General features: G+C 62.5%; 1 protein-coding gene and 2 tRNA genes. 2 read left to right on the plus strand and 1 reads right to left on the minus strand.

All coding sequences use genetic code 11. The annotated features are described in order from the left end of the window. Positions 1–29: 29 nt before the first annotated feature. Entirely contained in the window at positions 30–1,901 is a 1,872-nt protein-coding gene (gene pepF, locus Q0176_RS07805; RefSeq protein WP_299301143.1) for an oligoendopeptidase F, read from the minus strand. A gap of 196 nt (positions 1,902–2,097) precedes the next feature. Between pepF and Q0176_RS07810 the strand changes: the two genes are divergently transcribed. Both Q0176_RS07810 and Q0176_RS07815 read left to right on the plus strand, forming a co-directional pair. Next, positions 2,098–2,173 (plus strand) — tRNA-Glu (locus tag Q0176_RS07810). A gap of 62 nt (positions 2,174–2,235) precedes the next feature. Beyond that, positions 2,236–2,310: transfer RNA gene (locus Q0176_RS07815), tRNA-Val, on the plus strand. Positions 2,311–2,400 lie beyond the last annotated feature (90 nt).

The raw sequence follows: 2,400 nt of genomic DNA on the forward strand, positions 1-2,400 counted from the left end.
AAGCATCGTGTCCCGGACGGCAGAAACCGTCACGGCCTCCACAGCGCCTCCCCCTCGTCCAGCCGCGCCTCGAAAAGGCGCAGGGTGCGCTCGAAGGGCTCGGCCCCCGTCAGGTCCACCCCGGCCCGCCTCAGAATGTTCAGGGAGTGGTCGCTGCCGCCGCTCTTCAGGAAGGTCAGGTAGCGCTCCCGCGCTCCGTCCGCCCCGGTCAGGATAGCGTCCGCAAACGCCCCCGCGGCCGTGAAGCCCGTCACGTACTTGTAGACGTAAAAGGCCGAGTAGAAATGGGGAATGCGGGCCCATTCCGCGCAGAGGGCGGGGTCGATCGTCAGCTCCGGCCCGTAGTATCGCGCGTTGAGCTCGCCCCACAGCGTGCTCATCCACTCCGGCGTCAGGGCGTCGCCCGCCTCGGCCCGGGCGTGGGTACGTCGCTCGAAGTCCGCGAACATCGCCTGCCGGAAGAACGTCGTCCGCACCATGTCGTAAAAATAGTTCAAGAGCCATTTCTTCTCCGCATCCGTCCCGCTTCGCCTCAGCAGGTACCCCAGCAGCAGGGCCTCGTTGGTGGTGGAGGCGACCTCCGCGAGCAGGATCGTGTAGTCGGCGTAGACCTGGGGCTGGGAGGCGTGGGAGTACCACGAGTGCAGGGAGTGCCCCATCTCGTGGACCAGCGTGAAGACGTCCCGCAGGGTACCGTTGTAGTTCAGAAGCACGTAGGGGCTCGTCCCGTAGGATCCCCAGGAATAGGCCCCCTTGCGCTTCCCCCGGTTCTCCCGGACGTCGATCCATCGCTCCGCAAAGCCGCGCTTCAGGTTGGCGACGTAGTCCGGCCCCAGCGGCTCCAGCGCCCGAACCGCCAGATCGCAGGCCTCCTCGTAGGGAATGTCGGTAAGGGGCTCGTCCGACAAGGGGACGTTGAGGTCGTAGTAATGCACGGAGTCGAGCCCGAGGGCGCGCCGGCGCAGCGCGACGCAGCGGTGCATGAGGGGCGCGAAGCGGACGGCGGTATCCACCACGTTGTCGTAGACGCACGTCGGCACGTCGTCGCCGAACAGCGACATCTCCAGGGTGTCCCTGTAGCGCCGCGCGTTGGCGTAGAAGATGTCGCCCTTCACGGAGCCCGCGTAAAGCGCGCCGATGGCGTTGCGGAACGCTCCATAGGTCTCGTGGATGCCCTCGAAGGCGGCCTTGCGCACCGACCGGTCCGAAGAGCGGCTCAGCCGATAGTAGCGCTCCTCGGAGAGCTCCACCAGGCTACCCTTCTCGTCCCGGATGTCGGGGAACTTCAGGTCCGCGTCGGTCAGGAGGGTAAAGGCGTTCTCCGGGACGGCGGAGAGCTCCCTCGTCCGGGCCAGGAGCCCCTCCTCGACCGGAGAGAGGACGTGCGCCCGCTCCCTGAGGATCTCGGAAAGGTGGAAGTCGTAGAGCCGTAGCCCCTCGTCCTCCGCAATCCAACGCCTCAGGTCGGCCTCGGGGATCGAAAGGACCTCGGGGCGGAAGAAGGAACAGACGGCTCCGTGCCGCGTCGCCAGGGTCTCGATGCGGGCGGCCATCTCCATGGGCCGCGTGACGCGCAGGTCCTCGTGGCTCTTCATATTGGCGTAGACGTAAAGCTTCCCCAGCTCCAGAGCCACGGCCTCCTCCGCCCTCAGATAGGCCAGAAGCGCGGCCGGCCCCTCTCCAAGGTGCCCCGCGTGGCCTGCCAGGGCCTCGATCCTGGGCTCCAGGGCGGCAAAAGCGGCCTCCCATGCCTCGGCGGAGGAATAGATGGCCTCCAGATTCCAACGGTCGCGCTCCGGGACCTCCGAGCGCTCCGGGACGGAGCCGGCCCCCGCCGGCTCCTTTGCGTCGAACAAAGGCACGTTGAATTTGAATTTTGATAAGGAATCGGTACGCTGCAATCTCATGCACCTCACGAACATTCTCAAGGGACAAACTCCAACCTGGATTCTCCGAGGAAAAACTTTCAAAGGGAAGAAGTTTTTTGCTCCCGCCGTCTTGCGCTCCCCGGCTCCCTATGGTATCATTCCCCTTGTTTTGGTCAAGGGGAACGGAACAGGCGTGTTTTAACCGTATTCCTGCGATCAACTCGGTTATGGCCCCATCGACTAGCGGCCTAGGTCGTAGCCCTCTCAAGGCTAAAACACGGGTTCGAATCCCGTTGGGGCTACCATTTTTACAATGGTAGGCGTACGAAAAAAGGTTCCTTTTGTGTTACGGTTGTTTTTCATTCAAGGGTGGTTAGTTCAGAGGTAGAACGCTTCCTTGACACGGAAGAGGTCAGAAGTTCGATTCTTCTACCACCCACCATCGCCGACAAAGGTTCAGGAAATTATTTCCTGAACCTTTTTTATTTTTCTTGTTTTTATTGAGGCATTGTGTTCTCCAAGTCAAAAAGCC

The sequence above is a fragment of the uncultured Fretibacterium sp. genome (genome assembly GCF_938040765.1).
GTDB lineage: Bacteria > Synergistota > Synergistia > Synergistales > Aminobacteriaceae > CAJPSE01.